Origin of the sequence: Streptomyces sp. NPDC005774, assembly GCF_042871645.1 — a bacterium.
Lineage (GTDB): Bacteria > Actinomycetota > Actinomycetes > Streptomycetales > Streptomycetaceae > Streptomyces > Streptomyces pratens.
In genome coordinates this window covers 46,709-65,230 of the sequence record NZ_JBIAIV010000017.1, presented here as the reverse complement: position 1 = coordinate 65,230, position 18,522 = coordinate 46,709, and the positions used below count along the sequence as shown (strand labels likewise).

Genomic DNA, 18,522 nt, shown 5'->3' with positions numbered 1-18,522 from the left:
GACCCTCCTTTCTCGAGCTTCACGACGACCCCCTGGTGGCGTCGCGCAGGCCGTGGTACCAGGCGAGCACCCGCCGTTCGGCCAACTGGAAGAGGACCGACAGGGCGAAGCCCAGCAGACCGAGCAGCAGGATGCCGGTCCACATGTCGGGGATCGCGAAACTCCGCTGGAACTGCACGATGGTGAAGCCGAGCCCGTTGCTGGCGGCGAACATCTCGCTGATCACCATGAGGATGATGCCGATCGACAGGGCCTGGCGCAGACCCGCGAAGATCTGCGGGCTCGCCGACGGCAGCACCAGGTTCCGCAACCGCGCGACGCCCGTGATGCCGTAGGAGCGGGCCGTCTCGGACATCACGGAGTCGACGGCCCGTACCCCCTCGACGGTGTTGAGCAGAATGGGCCACACACAGCCGCTCGCGATGACGACGATCTTCATCGTGTCGCCGATGCCGGCGAACAGCATGATCACCGGAATCAGCACCGGTGGCGGCACGGCCCGCAGGAACTCCAGCACCGGTTCGCACACCGCACGCACCCGCCGGTAGGAACCGATGACCGTGCCGAGCGCGATGCCCACGACGGCGGCGAGCGCGACGCCCGCCGCGAGCCTGAGCACGCTGGGCAGCACGTCACCGCGCCACCGCTCGGCGGTCCACACGTCCGAGAACGCCTCCACGATGGTGCGCAGCGGCGGCCAGTACACGTCCTGGCTGCCGTCCGACGTCACCCACCACACGGCCACCAGGACCACGGGCAGGGCGAACACGAAGACCAGCTGCCGCAGCAGCCGCACCCAGGCGCTCGACCCGGTCCGGCCAGGTGTCCCCTTCACACCGCCACCTCCCCGCGTACCGACTGGTGCCAGGCCAGAGCACGCCGCTCGACCGTCCGGGCAGCGATGTTGATCAGCAGCCCGAGCAGCCCGGTGACCACCACCAGCGCGTACATCTCCGGTACCGCCTGCGAGGTCTGGGCGACCGCGATGCGCGCGCCCAACCCCGGTGCCCCGATGACGAGTTCGGCGGTGATGGCGAGGATCAGCGCCACCGCCGCCGCCAGCCGCACCCCGGTCATGACGTAGGGCAGCGCGCTCGGCCACATCACGTGCCGCACCCGCGCCCAGGTGCCGAGCCCGTACGAGCGTGCCGTCTCCTCGGCGACCGGGTCGACGTCCCGCACGCCGTACAGGACCTGGAGCAGGACCTGCCAGAACGCGGCGTACACGACGAGCAGCAGCACCGACTGGAGTTCCGTGCCGTAGAGCAGCACCGCCAGGGGGATCAACGCGACCGAGGGGATCGGGCGCAGGAACTCGATGGTGGACGCCGTCGCCTCGCGGAGATACGGCACCACCGACAGGAGCACACCGACGGCGATCCCGGCCACGACCGCGATCGCCAGGCCCAGCGCCCAGCCCGTGAGGGTGTCACCGAGCGCCGTCCAGAAGGCGGAGTCCCCAACCTCCGTGCCGAGCGCTTCGACGATCCGGCTGATCGGCGGGAAGTACTCCTGCTTGACCAGGCCGAGCCGCGGGATCAACTCGCCCAGGACGAGGAAGCCGGCGAGCCCGGCCGCACCGAGCGCGGCGTTCTCGCCCCTCACGGGAGCAGCTTGTCCAGGTCGGGCGTCTGCTTGAACAGGTCGCCCTCCTTGCCGAGCTTCACCAGCTGCTCGATGGAGGCGCGGTTGGGGTCGGTCGGCCACTTCGGCAGGGTCACCTGCTCCAGTACGGCCGGCGGGATCTTCGTGTACGTGGTGACGATCTCGCGCACCTCGTCCGGGTGGGAGTCGGCGTACGCGAGGGACTCGGCGGTGGCCTCCTGGAACTTCTTCACCACCTCCGGGTTCTTCTGCGCGTACTGAGTGGAGGTGAAGTACAGGGAGATGGTGAGGTCCGGGGCGATGTCGACCATGGGCGACGCGATCTCCCGGCCGCCCTGGCCCTTGATCGTGGCCAGCGCCGGCTCGACCACCATGGCGGCGTCGATCTGTCCGCCGTCGAGCGCGGCGGGCATCTGATCGAAGGCCATCTCGACGAAGTTCACCTTGTCGGGGTCGCCGCCCGACTTGATCACCGAGGCGCGTACGCCGAGCTCCATCGTGTTCTTCAGCGTGTTGACGGCGACCTTCTTGCCCTCCAGGTCCTTCGCCGACTTGATCGGGCTGTCGCCCTTGACGGTGATCGCGGCGAAGTCCTCGCCCTGCACGCCGGTCGAGGCGTTGCCGTTCGCCACCCCCTTCACCGGCACGCTGTTGGACTGGGCGATCAGCAGCGAGGTGGTGTTGGAGAACCCGAACTCGAACTGACCGCTGGCCACGCCGGGCACGATCGCCGCGCCGCCCTGTGCGCTGGAGATCGACAGCTTCAGGCCGCGTTCGCTGAAGAAGCCTTTCTTCTCGCCCAGGTACAACGGCGCGACATCGACGATCGGGATGAGGCCCACCTTCACCTCGGTGGTGCCGCCGGACGAGGCGTCCGAGCCGGAGGTGTCACTCCCGTCGGACGAGCCGCACGCGGTCACGGTGACCAGGACGGAAGCGGCCGTGAGGCCGATGAGCAGACGACGACGCATGAAGGGGTCCCCCTTGTGGGACTGGGGTGAGGTGCTCAGAAGAGTTGTGCGCAGACAGAACGCCTGTGCTCAGGGGGAACCTAGGGCTCCTCTTGAAAGCCGGTCAATCCCCCTGCACGGACGGGTTTTTCTGTGTTCAACCACGTCGTTCACCGGCCGACGCTCCGGACACTCGCCGGGGGTCACCTCGTTGACACCCTCCATCGCCTGCTCGTAGCGTGCGCACCGCGTACACTCGTACGTCATTCCGGAGGCCACATGACTGTTGAGATCCGCGGACCGCACTTCGTACAGTCCTTCGAGCGCGGCCTCGCCGTACTCCGCGCCTTCGACGCCGACCATCAGCAGCTCACCCTCAGCGAGGTCGGCCGCGCCTGTGGGATGACCCGGGCGACGGCCCGCCGTTTCCTGCTCACGCTCGCCGACCTGGGCTACGTCCACACCGACGGCCGGCTCTTCCGGCTCACCCCGCGCGTACTGGAGCTCGGCTACTCCTACCTCGCCGGCTTCACGCTGCCGGAGATCGCCGAGCCTCATCTGGAACAACTCGTCGCGCAGGTAAGGGAGTCGTCGTCGCTGTGCGTCCTGGACGGCGACGACATCGTCTACGTGGCCCGCGTCCCGACCCGGCGCATCATGAGCGCGGCCATCACGGTGGGCACGCGCTTCCCCGCCCACCTCACCTCGGTCGGCCGGGTCATGCTCGCAGATCTGCCGGACGACGGGATCGACGCCTGGCTCGACCGCGCAGACCTGCGCCCGAACACCTCCCAGACCCTCACCTCGCCGCGCGCCCTGCGTGCCGAACTGGTCCGGGTCCGCCGCCAGGGGTACGCACTGGTCGACCAGGAACTGGAGGAGGGCCTGCGGTCGGTCGCCGCCCCGGTGCGGGACCGGGACGGCACGGTGGTGGCCGGCGTGAACATCGCGGTGCACGCCGGCCGTAACTCCGTGGAGTCCGTCCGCCGGGACCTGCTGCCGCACCTGCTGGCGACCGTCGCGCGGATCGAGGCGGACCTGTGGATCACCGGACCGGCACGGGCCGTCTCCCACGGAAACGGAAACGGGGCCGCAACCGGACCGAGCCGGGGGTGATGCGAAGTGGGAATGTCTCGGGGAGAGACGGGTGAACGGTCACGCACCACGCATGGAGGGTCTTGAACCGCGCGTGCACGCCTTGAAGCACGGGCGGACCGCCGTTGGCCCTCGACCTGCCGGAAGAGCCGGTGCGTCCTAGGGTGGACAACACTGCGCTGCACAGCGACCGGGAGTTCTCATGCGTCTGCCCATCGAACTCAGGCACGTGGCGCCCCGTCTGGCCATGGGGGTGTTCATCCTCAACTCCGGATTGTCCAAGCGGGTCGTCGACGAGGAGACGGCCGCCCAGTTGCACGGGATGGCCAAGAACACGTATCCGTTCCTCGAGAAAGCGCCGGCGGCCACCTTCGCCCGGCTGCTCTCCGCCGGGGAGATCACGCTGGGCGCCGCCCTGCTGCTGCCCGTCGTCCCCACGGTCGTGGCAGGTGCAGGGCTGGCCGCGTTCTCGTCGGCGCTGCTGGGGATGTACCTGCGTACGCCGGGGATGCGTGAGGAAGGCAGCCTGCGGCCGACCCAGCAGGGCATTCCGTTGGCCAAGGACGTCTGGATGCTCGGGGTCGGGATCGGGTTCGTCGTCGACGAGATGACGCGCGACAGGCGGTGACCGAGCGTGCAGGCTGACCGAGTTCGCCGGCCGACCGGCTCGCGCCGCGGCTTCGGGGCGCGAGCCGGTCGGCCGGGGAGGGCGGTCACGTGCAGGGCTGGTGCTTCGGTCGGCCGATGCGGATCTGCCACTTGGCGGGTCCCTGTTCCACGTAGTCCCAGGTGTACGCGCCCGGGTGGGCGGCCTCGAACTGCTTGTGCAGCGGTTTGGGGTCGTGGTTGTTGACGAGGGTGAACGCCCCGCCCGGGGTGAGGCGGGCGTACCGGGCGAAGACGAGTGGGTGCCGTTGCTCGCGGGGGATCGGACGTACGTCGATGACGGCGGACATATCGAGGCTGCCGCCTCGCAGGAGCGTCTCGTAGTCGGCGACGAGGGGCGGAAGTGCGCCGCCGGGGAGCGCCGCGAGGGCGGGCAGCAGGATGTCCTCCTCCACTGCTCGGTGGACGGACAGGACTGCCTCCACCCGCTGTGCGGCGGCCGCCGCGGACGCACTGTCTCCGGCGGTTTCCAGTGCGTCGACGTGCCGGTCGAGGGCGGACCGGGTGATGCGCAGGGCGCTCACCAGCAGCCGGCTCTCGGGCGCGTGCGCGGCGGCGGCGTGCAACGTCTCGGCCGACGCCGTGAGATGGCGGCGGATTTCGCCGACGACGCCCGTGGCCGCGGTCGTGACGCGGTCCGGTGCGCCCTCGGCGTCTCCTGTGCCGTCTTTTTCTCCGTTCCCCGCGCCGGCCGTCGGTTGCGGCTCGACCAGCGGGGTGAGCAGGGTGTGCAGCCGTTCGTACTCCGTCCGGATCACGGCCCCTGCCCGGACCACGGGATCGGTCTGTGTCGACTGGATGAAGACGCCGGATGACTGTGTCACGAGCGTCCTCCTTTCATGACGTCGCGAGGGCATCATTCTTACATGTAGGATTCGTAAAAATTCGGGTAGGAGGACGCTGTGACCTACGTGATCGCCCAGCCCTGTGTGGACGTGAAGGACAAAGCGTGCGTTGACGAGTGCCCGGTCGACTGCATCTACGAGGGCCGGCGGTCCTTGTACATCCACCCGGACGAGTGTGTCGACTGCGGGGCCTGCGAACCGGTCTGTCCGGTCGAGGCGATCTTCTACGAGGAAGACACCCCGCCACAGTGGCAGGACTACTACAAGGCGAACATCGAGTTCTTCGACGAACTGGGCTCGCCCGGCGGGGCCTCCAAGCTCGGGCTCATCGAGCACGATCACCCGTTGATCGCCGCCCTGCCGCCTCAGGAAGGGGCGAAGTGACCACCGTGAAGCGAGATGGCGGTGTCGGCGGAAGTGATCCGGCGACCCCTCGCCGCCGTACCGTGCTCGATGTGCTGCGTGCCGCGGGCGGGCCGCTCGGTGTCAGTGAAGTGGCCGAACGGGTGGGGGTCCACGCCAACACGGCACGCTTTCACCTCGACTCGCTGGTGACGCGCGGGGCGGTGGAGCGGACGCTGGAGGCGTCGTCCGGACCGGGGCGGCCTCGTGCCGTCTACGCGCCCCGCCCAGGGATGGACCGAGGAGGGCGGCGCGAATACCGTTTGCTGGCCCGGATGTTGCTCAGCCGGCTCGCGTCGACCGGATCCGGTGCCGAGACCGCCGCCGTCGAGGCGGGCCGGGCCTGGGGGCAGCATCTGATCGAATCCGCCCCGCCCTTCCACACCGTGACCGACCGTGAAGCGGTCGACCGGCTGGTCGGCCTCCTCGTCGATCTCGGCTTCGAGCCGGTGACCACCGAAGAACCCGGTGACGTGCCCGACCTCATCCGTCTGCGGCACTGCCCCTTCCTGGAACTCGCCGAGGAGTACCGGCAGATCGTCTGCCCGCTCCATCTGGGCATGATGAAAGGCGCGTTGGCCGAACTGCGCGCGCCCGTCGACGCCGGACGGCTCGAGCCGTTCGCCGAACCCGACGTCTGCCACGCCCATCTCGTCCCTACGCGTGCCGCGTAGGAGAAGGGCAGTCCAGCAGTGGACTCCGTATCGGCCGCCCTGGCAGGCGCGGCCGTCATCCGGCTCGGCACGGTGCTGGTGATGTCCTTCCCCGGGGCGCCGCTGAAGTCCCGGGCGCAGGGTGCGGCCCTCCCCATCGGCCTCGGCATCGGCCGCGTCGCCTTCCGGACGCCCCACCTCGTCGAGACCGTCCTCGCGTCAACTGCCCTTTTTGTCGTGGCAGTTGACGGGTCAAGCGCCTCGGTGGTCGTGCTCGTCGCCGTGGTGGCCGTGGTGGCCGTGGTGCCGGCAGGCCGACTCGGTGTGATCCGGGCCCGGCTCAACCGACGCTCCGACCGTGCACCCGCCGGGCAGCAACCACCCCGCTCCCACGCCCACTGGTACTACGTGGCGTTCGAGGCCATCATGACGGTCCCGCTCCTGATCCCTGGCATCCTGGTCCTGGGCATTCTGATCCCCGGCATCCTGCTTCTCGCAGTCTGAGTTCCGCTCCGTGTGCTCCAGCCTATGAGTTTCGTCCCCTGCGTTCCAGCCACCGAGTTCCATCCCTGAGCCGCCGACGCCACGCCGGCCGCCGGGCTTCCCGTGACCTCAGGAGGTCGCAGTGACAACTACGGGCAGTACCGGAACCATCGTCACCACCGCATGGCGTCCACCCGGGCGCCGAAACCGCGGGGGGAAAATGGTGGCGTGGCTGACCACGACCGACCACAAGGCGATCGGCTCGCTTTACCTCACCACGTCTTTCGTGTTCTTCATCGTCGGCGGTGTGATGGCACTCCTGATGCGTGCCGAACTGGCCCGTCCAGGACTGCAGATCGTGTCGAGCGAGCAGTTCAACCAGGCGTTCACGATGCACGGCACGATCATGCTCCTGATGTTCGCGACACCGCTGTTCGCCGGCTTCGCCAACTGGATCATGCCGCTGCAGATAGGCGCCCCCGACGTCGCCTTCCCCCGGCTGAACATGTTGGCCTACTGGCTCTACCTGTTCGGCTCACTGATCGCGGTGGCCGGTTTCCTCACCCCGGACGGAGCCGCCGACTTCGGCTGGTTCGCCTACGCACCACTGTCGGACGCGGTGCACTCCCCGGGCATCGGCGGCGACATGTGGATCATGGGTCTGGCGCTCTCCGGCTTCGGTACCATCCTCGGCTCGGTCAACTTCATCACCACGATCATCTGCATGCGCGCCCCGGGCATGACGATGTTCCGCATGCCGATCTTCACCTGGAACGTGCTGCTCACCGGGGTTCTGGTGCTGCTCGCGTTTCCGGTGCTCGCGGCGGCCCTGCTGGCCCTGGAGGCGGACCGCAAGTTCGGCGCGCACGTCTTCGACGCGGCCAACGGCGGGGCGCTGCTGTGGCAGCACCTGTTCTGGTTCTTCGGTCACCCGGAGGTGTACATCATCGCGCTGCCGTTCTTCGGCATCGTCAGTGAGGTCATTCCGGTCTTCAGCCGCAAGCCGATGTTCGGCTACATGGGCCTGATCGGCGCCACCATCACGATCGCCGGTCTCTCGGTGACGGTGTGGGCGCACCACATGTTCGCCACCGGTGGCGTCCTGCTGCCGTTCTTCTCCTTCATGTCCCTCCTGATCGCGATCCCGACCGGGGTGAAGTTCTTCAACTGGATCGGCACGATGTGGAAGGGCAGCCTGTCCTTCGAGACGCCCATGCTCTGGACCACGGGCTTCCTCGTCACGTTCCTCTTCGGTGGTCTGACCGGTGTCATCCTGGCCTCGCCGCCGATGAACTTCCACATCACGGACTCGTACTTCATCGTGGCGCACTTCCACTACGTGGTGTTCGGCACCGTCGTCTTCGCCATGTTCTCCGGATTCCACTTCTGGTGGCCGAAGTTCACCGGCAAGATGCTCGACGAACGACTCGGCAAGATCACTTTCTGGACGCTGTTCACCGGCTTCCACGGCACCTTCCTCATCCAGCACTGGCTGGGCGCCGAGGGCATGCCCCGCCGGTACGCGGACTACCTGGCGGCCGACGGCTTCACCGCGCTGAACACCGTCTCCACGATTGCCTCGTTCCTGCTCGGCATGTCCGTGCTGCCGTTCCTCTACAACGTCTGGAAGACCGCCAAGTACGGCGAGAAGGTCGGCGTCGACGACCCGTGGGGGTACGGCCGTTCGCTGGAGTGGGCGACGTCCTGTCCGCCGCCGCGGCACAACTTCATCGCCCTGCCGCGGATCCGCTCCGAGTCCCCGGCCTTCGACCTGCACCACCCGGACATCCTCGCGATCGAGCGGGAACAGGGACACGCGCGGGCGCAGGGGCCGGAGGCGGAGCGTGGGAGGGAAAGCTGAGGCGGCCCGACGGCCGGCTGCCGCCTTCCAGGTGCGTCGTCAACGGGCTTCCGGGCTCAGCGGTCCGGCACTCGCCACGGACCGACGACCGGCCACAACGGCGTCGTGAGGTGCTCCGGTGCGGGGTGCAGGAGGCCGGGGCACCGGGACGAGTTCGGGCGCCGCCGATCCGGGCTGTGGGGTGAGGACGGCGGCCACGGGGCGATCCGTCACGAGAGGGCCCGCGAGGAGGTCCGCGGAGGGGACAGGAGAGGGGCCCGCAGGGTGTTCCACCGCGGACCTCCTCGCGGCAGCACGCCCCGCCGGACCCGGCGCGGCATGCTCCTGCCGGCCCGTGCGTGATGTCGCCCGGGTCAGGAGGAGCACGCCCCATGACGCGAGCGCCGCGCCGGTCAGGGCGAGCAGCACCCCCGTCGGGCCGCCCCGGAACCGCTCGCCGAGCAGGCAGAGTCCGATCACCGCGGCGGCCACGGGATTCGTCAGGGTCACCATCGCGAGAGGGGCGCCCAGCCCGCTGCGGTAGGCGGTCTGGGACAGCAACAGCCCGCCGGCCGCGAACACGGCGACGAGCAGAACCACCCCGATCACCCGGACGTCGAGCAGCGGACCCGAGCGGTCCGTCACGGCCACCGTCACGGTCTGGGTGAGCGCCGAAGCCACCCCGGAGGCGATGCCCGACGCGGTCGCGTGCCGCAGTCCGGGCCGGGCGCCCGGCCGCGCCAGTACGCCGATCAGGGCGGCCGTGGCGGCCGCGACCAGCAGTGCCTCGGCCATGGACAGTGTGTCGTCCGGTGCCGGCCCCGACGCGGTGACCAGGATCGCCGCGAGACCGGCGAGGGTGAACACCGTGCCCCGCCACTCCATTCGGCCCACCCGCCGTCCCGCGACCCACGCCCCCATCGGCACGGCCGTCACCAGCGTGAGCGCGCCGAGCGGCTGGACCACGGTCAGCGGGCCGTACGCGAGCGCCACGACGTGCAGCAGCGCGCCCGCGGCGTTCAGTACGACCGTCCACCACCAGGCACCGCTGCCCAGCAGCCGCAGCGCACCGGTGCCGGGGGACCGTGACGCCAGCCGTTCCTGGGCGACCGCGGCAGTCGCGTAGGCGACGGCGGAGACGAGGGACAGGGCGACGGCGACGAGGACCGCGCTCATCGGCACGCCCCCACGAGTTCCTCGCCCCCGGCCCTCGCCTCGTCGGTCTGCTCAGCCTCGTCGCTCTTCGCCGGCACGGTGGGCGCGCTCGGAGGCCGGCGGGCCGGGTGCGGGAGGCACAGGACCGCGAGGGCGGTGCCGAGCAGGAGCTCACGCAGGAGGGGTGGGCGCGCCGACGCACCGGACGCCGCCGGTGCGTCGGGCCTTGCCGACGGCGGCTCGCTGCGGGCATTCATCCCCCGGCCCTTTCGCCGACGCTGGTTCTGAGGTGGTGCTGGTGGCAGTGGTGGTGCCGGGTCGCGCTGTGGTGCCGGCCTTCGCCGGTGCGGGTCCGATTCGAAACGCATCCGTACCGATACGAGCAAGTACCGATACGCGAGTGTACCGATACGGAACCGTTCCGGTACGCTCGCGTATCGATGGGTAGGAGACGCAGGCGCACGGGCAAGCCGGCACCCCGGAGGACCCGTCCCAGGAGCGAGGAGCCGAGCCGATGACGTCGCAGGCCGCGGACCAGCCGGAACCGGTCGGCAGTTCACGCCGCTCCAAGATCACGCCCGAGCGTGAGCAGGAGTTCTTCGACGCGGTTCTGGAACAGATCCGGCAGTGCGGCTACGACGCCGTCACCATGGACGGGGTCGCGGCCCGGGCACGGTGCAGCAAGTCCACGCTGTACCGGCAGTGGCAGACCAAGCCCCGGTTCGTCGCCGCGGCCCTGCGCTCCAGCGGGCAGACGCGCTTCACCGGCATCGACACCGGCATTCTCGCGGGGGACCTGCGCGAGGCCGCCCGGAGCGCGGGCGCGTGGTCGGCGGAGGGCACCTCGCTGCTACAGGCACTCGGGCACGCGGTCACGCAGGACCCGGAGCTGGCCCAGGCACTGCGCGAAGCACTGGTCGAACCGGAGATCGCCGCTCTGAAAGCGATTCTGCGGCGTGGGGTCGAACGCGGTGAGGTTTCCGCGGAGAACCCGGCGCTGGAGTACATCCCGGCCCAGTTCTTCGGGGTGCTGCGGGTGTGGCCCCTTCTGGAGGGACAGAACGCCGATCCGGACTATCTGCTCCGGTTCGTCGAGGCCGCCGTACTGCCGGCACTCGGCCTCGAATGAGACCAGGTACCGCCGTTCCCGGATGACCGGGCGGCTACCTGACCGCGCCGCACCGTGGGGACGGGGGCGGCGCATCACCGGCCGGGCGGGGTTCCCCTTGAGCGGAGGGGAGCCCCACCCGGCCGTCTTCCCGGCGGGGGGACATCGGGGTGGTGGGCTCAGACGTCCTGGCCGTTGCCGCGGCCGCTGCTCTCCGCCTTCTCTATGCCCTTGGTGATGTCGTCGAGGACGGACTGCTTCTGGTCGGTGTCCAGACCGAAGCGGATGACGACCATCTGCTCGGGCTGCGCGGGGGAGGGGAAGGCCAGCGACTGGACGTACCCGTCGGAGCCCTTGCTGGTGACCGCCTTCCAGCGCACCAGGTAGCCCTTCTGCCCGGCGACGGTCACCGCTTTCGACTCGAGGACCTCGTGCGAGCTGATCCTCCCGTAGGAATCGCCGCCGTACGACTCCTCGGCGTTGGCGGAGATGTCCGCCTTGGCGACCGCCTCCGCGGTGGAGCCGCGGGTGCCGAGGGCCAGTGCCGGTGCCGAGTACGCGCCGCCCTTGGTGCAGGTGCTGGAGGCGTTGCCGGGGCAGTCGTACGTGTCCTCCGACATGATCTGGGCGCCCACCTGGCCCTCCTGGCCGTACCAGCCGTCCGGGATGGGCAGGCTGATTCCACTCAGCCCGTCGGTCACCGACCCGCTCTCGACCCGCGGCGGCTCAGAGGTGTCCGAGTCGGGGTCCTCATCGCCCGGACCGCCCTCGGGACCTCTTTCCGGGCCCCCGTCCCGTCCGCCCGGTGCCTGCGAGGCGGTGGAGCTGTCGCTCCCGCCGTCGTCGGTCAGCGCGTACACGCCGGCCCCGATGCTCGCCAGCACCGCGACGGCCGCCGCCACGGCTATTCCGATGAGCAGCCCGCGCCTCCGGCCGGAGCCCGGACCGGACTGCACGACCCCGGGATACCCGGGATGCGCCGGGTAGGCGGGGTACACCGGCTGGGCCGGATACGCCGGTCCGGCGGCCGTGACCGGTGCGGGAGGCTCCCAGGCGGGTGCCGATCCCGTCGGCCGGACCTGGTCCGTCCAGGCAGTACCGTCCCACCAGCGCTCGGTGGCCGGTCCGTCATTCGTCTGCCCGGGGTCGGGATACCACCCGGGAGGAGTCGCCTGCGTCATGCCCCCACCGTATGAGGCGTCGGTGAAAGAGGGATGAGAGAGGTCCGTAAGTTCGGAGTCCGAGGTTCTGCGGGCCGCGAATGCGTGCCCCGTGAGCGTGCCTGGGCATCCCGGCCCCCGGCCCCCGGGAGTCAGGATGCCCGGGCGGCCCCCCGACTCGCCTCCGCCCCTGCCCCTGTACCTGCCGAAAAGATCCGACACTCCATCACTTTCCCTTCCCTTGACAGGTGTTGACCGTCGGGTCCCTGATGAGAGGCAGGGTGCGTCGACCCCCGTACCCGGTGTCACCCGTCACGGCAAGAGCCCGGCCGGTACCGCTCCGTCGGGGCTCTCGGAGGACTACGCTCGACGCCGGTACGTCGTTCGGGCGACTTGGGGAGGCAGCGCAATGACGGAGGTGCGGCCCACGGCATCGACCTCTCTCTGGGAGCGGGACGAGGAGATCGCCGCCATCACCGCGGTGGTCGACACCCTGTGCGCGGACCGTTCCTCGCCCGGCAGCCTGCTGGTGCTGCGGGGCGAGTCGGGGCTGGGCAAGACCGCGCTGCTCGCCGAGACCCGGCGCATCGCCGAACAGCGCGGCTGCACCGTGTGGTCGGCCCGCGGCGGCGAGACCCTGCGCACCGTCCCGTTCAACGTCGTACGCCAGCTCCTCCAGCCCACGCTGGTGTCGATGCTGCCGGAGGAGGCCCGCGAGCACCTCGGCGACTGGTACGACATCGCCGGCCCCGCCCTCGGCATAGCCGAGCCCGGCGACCGGCACGCCGACCCGCAGGGCGTCTGTGAGGGCCTGGTCGCCGCCGTGCGCCGGCTGGCCTGCCGGGACCGGCCGCTGGTACTGACGATCGACGACGCCCACTGGGCCGACCAGGAGACCCTGAACTGGCTCTCCACTTTCACGGAAAGCCTGGCCGACCTGCCCGTGCTCGTCGTGGTCGCCCGCCGGCCCGGCGACATCTCCGGGGTGAGCGCCCGCCACCTGGACGCCGTCGCCGCCGCGACCGAGCACCCGGTCACCGTCCTCAGCGCGCTGACCCCGCCCGCCGCGGCCGGCCTCACCCGCGCCACCCTCGGCGAGAACGCGGACGCCGCGTTCTGCCGCGAGGTGTGGGCCGTCACGGGCGGCAACCCCTACGAGACCGTGGAACTCCTCGCCAAGGTCCGGGACAGCGAACTCGAACCCGTCGAGGCGAACGCCGGTGAACTGCGCGCGCTGAACCGCTCCGCCCGCGGTGGCGGGGTCGTCGCCCGGCTGGAAGAGCTCGGCATAGACGCCACCCGGTTCGCCTGGGCCGCCGCCATCCTCGGCAGTGGCATCACCGTCGACCTGGTGGCCGAGCTCGCGACCCTCGACCACGACGACGCCGTCCGCTGCGCCGAGCGGCTGCGCAGCGACCGTATCCTCACCGCCCCCGACCCCGGCACCGGCCGCACCGGGCCCGCCGACCTCGAGTTCGTCCACACGCTGATCGCCACCGCCGTCTACAACTCCATCCCCGACGCGCTGCGCCGCGCCATGCACGGCATCGCCGCCCGGATCGTCACCGACTCCGGACGCGGCGCCGCGTCCGCCTCCCGCCACCTCCTCGAAGTGCACCCGGACGACGACGAGGAACTCGTCCGCCAACTGCGGGACGCCGCCGGTGAACACCTCGCCGTCGGCGCCCCGGACGCCGCCCGCCGCTGCCTGGAGCGTGCCCTGGAGGAACCACCCCGCCCCGAGATTCACGCGCGCGTGCTCTACGAACTGGGCTGCGCCACCTTCCTCACCGCGCCCGCCCGGACCATCGGCCATCTGCGGACCGCACTGGACATGTCCGGCCTCGACGGGGACGCACGGGTGGACGCCGTGGTCCGGCTCTCCCAGGCGCTGCTGCACAACAACCAGATGGAGGAGGCCGTCCGCACCGTCGACGAGGAGGCCGCGCGGCTGGAGCCCGGCCCCGCCCGGATGCGGCTGCAGGCCGTGCAGTTCATGTGGGAAGGCATCCACGCCGGCGAGACCACCACTCCGGGCCGTTCCGAACGCCTCGCCACCCTCGCCGCCACCTGCACCGGCCGGGACAACTCAGAACGCGCGCTGCTCATTCTGCGCGGCTTCGACGCCATGATGCGCGGCGAGAACGCCGAAGTGGTCGCCGAGAGCAGTGACCGCGTCCTCGTCAACGGCTGTCTGGCGCCCGGCCTCGGCTGGACCGACGCCGAGTGGGGCGTCGAACTGCTGCTGATGCTGGCCAGCACGTACGCCTACACCGACCGCCTCGACCGCGCCGAAAGCCTCTACAACGAGGCCCTGCGCTCCTACGAGACAGCCGGCTGGAGCGGCGGCCATCTGGTCCTCGCCCACGCCTACACCGGTCTCGCGCACCGCAGGCGGGGCCGCCTCGCGGCGGCGGAGAAGTCGCTGCGCGAATCCCTGCGCCTGGCCGAACGCGTGGGCCGCGGCCTGCCCCTGTACTGGACGGCGACCTGCAACCTGGTCGACACCCTGCTCGTCCGCGGCCATGTGGACGAGGCCTGGGAGGTCGCCGAACGGTACGGGTTCGCGCCGCCCTACCCGTCCACCATCGTGCTGCCCGACCCCCGCTCGGTGCGCGGCAGACTGCTGCTCGCGGTCGGCCGTACGAAGGACGGCATCAACGAACTGGAGGCCGCCGAGAAGGCGGCAGCCTCCCGCGGCCACCACAACCCCGTCCACCTGTTCTGGGCCGCCGACCTCGCCCGGGTCCTCGCCACCGAGGACCCGGCCCGTGCCGCCCGGCTCGCCGTCGAGTACCGCAGCAGGGCCGAGCGCTTCGGCACGGACACCGCCATAGGCGAGGCCCTGCGCTGCGCCGCCGCGCTGGAGACCGGCCGGCGGGCGGTGCGGCTCGCCGGCCAGGCCGTCACCTACCTGGAGTCCTCACCCTGCCAGTACGAACACGCGGCGGCCCGTGTCGAGTACGGCATCCTCGCCCGCTCGCGGGCCGACCTGGAGCGGGGCCTGGCGCTCGCACGCTCCTGCGGCGCGGACGGCCTGGCCGCCCGCGCCGAGGCCGAACTGGCCACGGCGACCGGCCGGGCCCCGGCCCCGGGAGGAGAGCCGTGCAGTCGGCCCCGGTGACCCGCGGGCTCACCGCCGACCGCGTCCCGCTCGGCCACCAGGCGCAGCGGCACCCGCATGTTCCCGGTGGGGGCCGGCGGTGAGGGCCTGCCCGGGACGCCCGGTCGGCCGCGGGTCCGCGCCCCGACCGGTGTCGGTCCACAGTGCCCCGACGACAGCGGACGTCGTCACCCAAGTAACCGCCGTCGCCGCCGTCACCGACAGGAGAGGCCCGGCCCGCTCACCGGCCGCCGTGCGGGGCAGGGCGCGCACGGCCCGCACGCTGACGGGCCGTGGCGTCCCGTCGTCCCGGGCCCGTCCCTGCCCGTCGCCCCCTGGACCGGCAGCGTGTCACGACGGCCCCTCGGACTCCTCCGCCAGCACCCGCTGGGCCGTGGCGAACGCCGAGTTGGCCGCCGGGACTCCGCAGTACACCGCCGTCTGCAGCAGGACGGCCCCGATCTCCTCCGGAGTGAGCCCGTTGCGCCGTGCCGCGCGGACGTGCATGGCCAGTTCGTCGTAGTGGCCGTGCGCGACCAGGGCGGTGAGCGTGATCATGCTGCGTTCGCGGCGGCTGAGTGTCGGATCGGTCCACACCTCGCCCCAGGCGTAGCGCGAGATGAAGTCCTGGAACCGCGCCGTGAACGGCGTCTGCCGGGCCTGGGCCCGGTCCACGTGCGCGTTCCCGAGAACCTCGCGCCGTACCCGCATCCCGCTCGCCGCATCCCCGCCGAAGTGGGCCCGCAGCGCCGTCAGCACCGCCTCCGGGCGCTCCGCCGGCGCCAGATGCGAGGCACCCGGGATCTCGACGAGCCCCGCTCCCGGCACCGCGTCGGCGATCTCGCGCAGATGCGCCGGAGGCGTCGCCGGATCCTCCCGGCCGGCCACCAGCAGCGTCGGCGCCCCGATCCGTGCGAGGCGGTCCCGCAGATCGAACGCGGCCAGCGCGTCGCAGCAGGCGGCATATGCCCCGGGATCGGCGTCCCGGTGGTCACGGACCAGCTCCGGCACCGTGAAACCGGGCGTGAACCAGCGGGAGTCCGCGCTCTGCGCAAGCTCCGCGAGGCCTTCGCTCCGCACCAGCGCCGCCCGCTCCTCCCACGCCTTCGCACCGTTGAAGTGCGCCGAGGAGCAGATCACGGCCAGCGACGACACCCGCTGCGGATACCGCACGGCCAGCTCAAGACCCACCGCGCCGCCCAGCGACACCCCCGCGTAGGCGAACCGCTCGATGCCGAGCGAGTCGGCGAGCGCGATCACCAGATCCGCCAGATCGCCGACACTCGCGCCGGGGCCGATCAGTCCGGCCGCCGAACCGCCGTGCCCCGGCAGGTCCCAGCGGACCACCCGGTGCGTGACCGACAACTCGGGCGCCACCTTGTCCCACAGGGCGTACGACGTGCCCAGCGAGGGGCCGAGCAGCAGCGGGGGAGCGGAACCGGGTCCTTCGATACGGTGGTTGAGGAGAGTGTCGGTCACGAGCGCTCCAGTGCACGGTCGGTGAGAGGTCCGGCGGAGCCGGTGTAACGGGCGGGGTCGGTCGCGGCGGAGAGGTCGAAGCTCTTCCACTCCGGGCGCTCGGCCAACTCCGGTTCGGCGCAGAGCAGTTCATCGAGCATCTCACCGAGCAGCGCTCCGAGGTCGCGGCCCTCCGCGTACGCGCGCCGCGCCAGACCGGTGAGCAGTTCCTTCGCCCGGCCGCGGCCGAGGAGGGGCGCCAGTTCGGCGGACAGCCGCTCGGAGACGATCAGCCCATGGGTCAGACCGAGGTGTTCGCGCATCATGTCCGCGTGCACCCGCAGTCCACCGGTGAGTTCGGCCGCGTCCCGGGCCGCGCCGCCGGCCAGACGCAGCAGCTCCCGCAGCGGCTCCCACTCGGCGTGCCAGGCACCGGCCGGCCGTTCGTCCTCGGCCGTCAGCGAGCCGTACAGCGTGGCCGCGAGCTGCGGCGCCTGTCGGGCCGCAGCCGCGATCAGCGTCGAACGCACCGGGTTGGCCTTGTGCGGCATCGCCGAGGACCCGCCGCCGCTGCCCTCGGAGAGTTCCGCGATCTCGGTGCGGGAGTACGTGAGCACGTCCGCCGCGAGCTTGCCCAGGGCCCCGGCGGTGAAGGCGAGGGCGCCGGCGAGATCGGCGACCGGGGTGCGCAGTGTGTGCCAGGGGAGAGCGGGCGGGCACAGTCCGAGCTCCCGGGCGTAGAGCGCGGGAAGCACGGTCGGGTCCGTCGCCCCGTACGCGGTGAACGCGGCCAGCGTTCCGGCGGCGCCGCCGAGTTGGGCGGGGAGCGAGACGCGTACGGCCGTTGCCCGGTCACGGGCGTCGAGCACGAGGGAGCGCCACCCGGCGGCCTTCAGCCCGAACGTCGTCGGCACCGCGTGCTGGGTCAGCGTGCGCCCCGGCAGCACCGTGTCGCGATGCTCGGCGGCGAGGCCGGACAGCGCCCGCTGAGCGCGCTCGAGGTCGTCGAGGAGCGGGCCGAGGGCGCGGTGGGCCACCAGCATCAGAGCGGTGTCCATGATGTCCTGGCTGGTCGCCCCCCGGTGCACATAGGGAGCGTGGGGCTCGCCCACCGCCCGGGTCAGATCCGCGACCAGCGGGATCACCGGGTTCCCGCCGCCCCGCGCCCGCTCGGCGAGGGACGCGAGGTCGAAGCGTCCGGGGTCGGCGGCCGCCTCCGTGACCGCCGCCGCCGCCTCGGCGGGGGCGAGCCCGGCCGCCGCCTGCGCCCGGGTCAGCGCGGCCTCGGCGTCGAGCAGCGCCCGCAGGACGGCGCCGTCCCCGGCCTCGGCGGCGGCCCGGGAACCGGCCCACCCGGGGGCGAGCAGACCGGTGCCGGCACCGGCCGATGTCACTGGAACTCCAGGAAGACCGTTTCGCCCTCGCCTTGAAGACGGACGTCGAAACGGTACGTCCCCCGCCCCTCGCCCTTCGCGATCAGCGTGTCACGGCGGTCCGCGCCGAGCCGGGACAGCAGCGGGTCCGCCGCGAGCGCGGCCTCGTCGTCCGGCAGGTGGATCCGGGTGAACAGGTGCGTCAGCAGACCCCGGGCGAACACGCACAGACTGAGGTACGGCGCGTTTCGCCCCCGGGCCCCCGGCCGCAGTGTGCGCACGTACCAGTGCCCGTCGGCGTCGGTCTGGATCCGGCCGAAGCCGGTGAACTCCACCCCGTTGCGGCCCAGGAAGTCGCCGCTCGCCGGGTCCCGCCGCATCGAACCGTCGGCGGTCGCCAGGTTGCCCTGAGGGTCCGGCCCCCACACCTCCAGCAGCGCGTCCGGCAGCGGGTTGCCCTCGCCGTCGTACACGTAGCCGTGCACGGTGACGGTGTCCGGGTGGCCGGCCGGGGCGATGTCCTCACCGCCGCGGAACGGCAGCGCATAGCCGTAGAAGGGGCCGACGGTGTGCGAGGGAGTGGGCAGCACGCTCTCCGGAGTGCCCGTGTCGATCTTCGTCATGAC

18 protein-coding genes are annotated in these 18,522 nt (G+C 71.4%); 8 read left to right on the top strand and 10 right to left on the bottom strand.

The window, feature by feature from the left end:
- Positions 1–19 precede the first annotated feature (19 nt).
- Genes ACFYQA_RS17875 through ACFYQA_RS17865 form a run of 3 tightly spaced genes read right to left on the bottom strand, consistent with a single transcriptional unit; the run spans position 20 to position 2,576 of the window.
- Positions 20–835, bottom strand: a complete 816-nt coding sequence (locus tag ACFYQA_RS17875) for an ABC transporter permease (protein ID WP_388918226.1) — start codon at positions 833–835, stop codon at positions 20–22.
- Positions 832–1,605: an ABC transporter permease gene (locus tag ACFYQA_RS17870; protein ID WP_388918223.1), complete on the bottom strand. Its 774-nt coding sequence runs from the start codon at positions 1,603–1,605 to the stop codon at positions 832–834. Before ACFYQA_RS17870 ends, ACFYQA_RS17875 begins: the two co-directional genes overlap by 4 nt.
- Positions 1,602–2,576 (bottom strand): ABC transporter substrate-binding protein, encoded by a 975-nt coding sequence (locus ACFYQA_RS17865; RefSeq protein ID WP_388918220.1) that lies wholly within the window; start codon positions 2,574–2,576, stop codon positions 1,602–1,604. Before ACFYQA_RS17865 ends, ACFYQA_RS17870 begins: the two co-directional genes overlap by 4 nt.
- A gap of 258 nt (positions 2,577–2,834) precedes the next feature.
- Between ACFYQA_RS17865 and ACFYQA_RS17860 the strand changes: the two genes are divergently transcribed.
- A complete protein-coding gene (locus tag ACFYQA_RS17860) occupies positions 2,835–3,671 on the top strand; it encodes an IclR family transcriptional regulator C-terminal domain-containing protein (protein ID WP_388918217.1) in 837 nt (278 codons plus the stop codon).
- Between the two features lie 181 nt (positions 3,672–3,852).
- Positions 3,853–4,278, top strand: a complete 426-nt coding sequence (locus ACFYQA_RS17855; RefSeq protein WP_388918214.1) for a hypothetical protein — start codon at positions 3,853–3,855, stop codon at positions 4,276–4,278.
- A gap of 85 nt (positions 4,279–4,363) precedes the next feature.
- Here the strand turns inward: ACFYQA_RS17855 and ACFYQA_RS17850 are convergent, their stop codons facing one another.
- Positions 4,364–5,140 (bottom strand): DUF2249 domain-containing protein, encoded by a 777-nt coding sequence (locus tag ACFYQA_RS17850; protein ID WP_388918211.1) that lies wholly within the window; start codon positions 5,138–5,140, stop codon positions 4,364–4,366.
- A 78-nt stretch (positions 5,141–5,218) separates the two neighbouring features.
- Between ACFYQA_RS17850 and fdxA the strand changes: the two genes are divergently transcribed.
- The 4 genes from fdxA (at position 5,219) to ctaD (ending at position 8,560) form a co-directional block, all read left to right on the top strand.
- Positions 5,219–5,545 (top strand): ferredoxin, encoded by a 327-nt coding sequence (fdxA, locus tag ACFYQA_RS17845; RefSeq protein WP_386395437.1) that lies wholly within the window; start codon positions 5,219–5,221, stop codon positions 5,543–5,545.
- Positions 5,542–6,237, top strand: a complete 696-nt coding sequence (locus ACFYQA_RS17840) for a helix-turn-helix transcriptional regulator (protein ID WP_388918208.1) — start codon at positions 5,542–5,544, stop codon at positions 6,235–6,237. The genes fdxA and ACFYQA_RS17840 overlap by 4 nt, the downstream gene beginning before the upstream one ends.
- A gap of 18 nt (positions 6,238–6,255) precedes the next feature.
- Positions 6,256–6,720: a hypothetical protein gene (locus ACFYQA_RS17835; RefSeq protein WP_388918205.1), complete on the top strand. Its 465-nt coding sequence runs from the start codon at positions 6,256–6,258 to the stop codon at positions 6,718–6,720.
- A 148-nt stretch (positions 6,721–6,868) separates the two neighbouring features.
- A complete protein-coding gene (gene ctaD / locus ACFYQA_RS17830; protein ID WP_388918426.1) occupies positions 6,869–8,560 on the top strand; it encodes a cytochrome c oxidase subunit I in 1,692 nt (563 codons plus the stop codon).
- Positions 8,561–8,599: 39 nt separating this feature from the next.
- Here the strand turns inward: ctaD and ACFYQA_RS17825 are convergent, their stop codons facing one another.
- Together ACFYQA_RS17825 and ACFYQA_RS17820 are read right to left on the bottom strand one after the other, a co-directional pair.
- A complete protein-coding gene (locus tag ACFYQA_RS17825) occupies positions 8,600–9,715 on the bottom strand; it encodes a DMT family transporter (protein ID WP_388918423.1) in 1,116 nt (371 codons plus the stop codon).
- Positions 9,712–9,951, bottom strand: coding sequence for a hypothetical protein (locus ACFYQA_RS17820; RefSeq protein ID WP_388918202.1), 240 nt, complete (start codon positions 9,949–9,951; stop codon positions 9,712–9,714). Before ACFYQA_RS17820 ends, ACFYQA_RS17825 begins: the two co-directional genes overlap by 4 nt.
- 257 nt (positions 9,952–10,208) lie before the next feature.
- Between ACFYQA_RS17820 and ACFYQA_RS17815 the strand changes: the two genes are divergently transcribed.
- A complete protein-coding gene (locus ACFYQA_RS17815) occupies positions 10,209–10,823 on the top strand; it encodes a TetR/AcrR family transcriptional regulator (protein WP_388918199.1) in 615 nt (204 codons plus the stop codon).
- Between the two features lie 158 nt (positions 10,824–10,981).
- Here the strand turns inward: ACFYQA_RS17815 and ACFYQA_RS17810 are convergent, their stop codons facing one another.
- On the bottom strand, positions 10,982–11,983 hold the full coding sequence (locus tag ACFYQA_RS17810; RefSeq protein ID WP_388918197.1) for a DUF2510 domain-containing protein: 1,002 nt from the start codon (positions 11,981–11,983) through the stop codon (positions 10,982–10,984).
- 388 nt (positions 11,984–12,371) lie between these two features.
- Between ACFYQA_RS17810 and ACFYQA_RS17805 the strand changes: the two genes are divergently transcribed.
- The gene (locus tag ACFYQA_RS17805) at positions 12,372–15,086 is read left to right on the top strand and encodes an ATP-binding protein (RefSeq protein WP_388918195.1); all 2,715 of its coding nucleotides are present in this window, start codon (positions 12,372–12,374) and stop codon (positions 15,084–15,086) included.
- Between the two features lie 330 nt (positions 15,087–15,416).
- Here the strand turns inward: ACFYQA_RS17805 and pcaD are convergent, their stop codons facing one another.
- From pcaD to pcaG, 3 genes are read right to left on the bottom strand one after another with little or no spacing between them, the layout of a single operon-like run.
- Positions 15,417–16,544, bottom strand: a complete 1,128-nt coding sequence (gene pcaD / locus ACFYQA_RS17800) for a 3-oxoadipate enol-lactonase (protein WP_388918192.1) — start codon at positions 16,542–16,544, stop codon at positions 15,417–15,419.
- The gene (gene pcaB / locus ACFYQA_RS17795) at positions 16,541–17,917 is read right to left on the bottom strand and encodes a 3-carboxy-cis,cis-muconate cycloisomerase (protein WP_388918189.1); all 1,377 of its coding nucleotides are present in this window, start codon (positions 17,915–17,917) and stop codon (positions 16,541–16,543) included. Before pcaB ends, pcaD begins: the two co-directional genes overlap by 4 nt.
- On the bottom strand, positions 17,914–18,519 hold the full coding sequence (pcaG, locus tag ACFYQA_RS17790; protein WP_388918186.1) for a protocatechuate 3,4-dioxygenase subunit alpha: 606 nt from the start codon (positions 18,517–18,519) through the stop codon (positions 17,914–17,916). Before pcaG ends, pcaB begins: the two co-directional genes overlap by 4 nt.
- Positions 18,520–18,522 lie beyond the last annotated feature (3 nt).